This is a genomic window from Prevotella sp. DNF00663 (assembly GCF_001553265.1).
Classification (GTDB): Bacteria; Bacteroidota; Bacteroidia; order Bacteroidales; family Bacteroidaceae; genus Prevotella.
In genome coordinates this window covers 1-924 of sequence record NZ_KQ960582.1, presented here as the reverse complement: position 1 = coordinate 924, position 924 = coordinate 1, and the positions used below count along the sequence as shown (strand labels likewise).

Sequence of the window (924 nt, the reverse complement as noted above, 5' to 3'; positions counted from 1 at the left end):
TCTTTCTGTAATCTTATGCGCCCTTGTTCCTTTGTGCATAATGTGACTTTTTAGTTTCATTCGGGCAAGTATCTCCTTGTTTTCTGCCGAGTCATAACCCTTATCAGCATATACGAGTGTCTTTTCCGGAAGATTTGCTTTTTTCAGGGGCGTTTCCAAATGCTTGATGTCGCTCTCATTAGCTGCAGTAGTCTCCTCTGCAAGAACCAATCCATTTTCATCTGTAACTGAATGCCGTTTGTATCCAAAGTGGAGCCTTCCCATTTTCTTGATCCAGCGTGCCTCTCCGTCCACATTGGGCTTGAGTTTCTCCTTGAGCATAGCTTTCTCGGATTTTAACTTACCCGTTTCTTCATCCCTGTCCTCAACTATCTCATACTCCTTGCGACCACGTGGACGACGAGGACTATCGGTAATGCTGGCATCGACGATAGCCCCACGTTTGACAATAACACCATGTTGCTCCAGCTGACGGTTAATCTCATTCAGTACCATATCATAAAGGTCTGCCTCTACAAGTATGTTACGGAAACGACATACCGTCGTGCTATCAGGAGCAACATCTTCCAAACCCAGTCCTACAAAGCGGCTGAAAGACAAACGATCGTTAACCTGCTCCTCAACCTCACCATCACTAAGACCATACCAAGTACGGAGAAGTTCTATCTTGAACAGCACAAGACTATCATAGCTCGGACGACCTGTTGCCTTGTTACCTTTGGTGTAGGCGATTTCAATAATACCACGGATTGGATTCCAATCGATAATTTTATCTATCTGAGAAAAGAAGGTCTGCTTGACCCTACGCTGACCGACTAATAGGTCGGCAAAGTTGAGAGAGGAGAGTTGCTGTTTCATACTATAAAAGTACGAAAAAATAATGATATAAACAAATTTCTAAACTAAGAGTTTTGCAGAGTTCTC

General features: G+C 43.5%; 1 protein-coding gene. It reads right to left on the bottom strand.

What is annotated here, in order from left to right:
• On the bottom strand, positions 1–858 hold an 858-nt coding region (locus HMPREF3034_RS00225; protein ID WP_062432241.1), incomplete at its 3' end, for an IS5 family transposase.
• Positions 859–924: the final 66 nt, after the last annotated feature.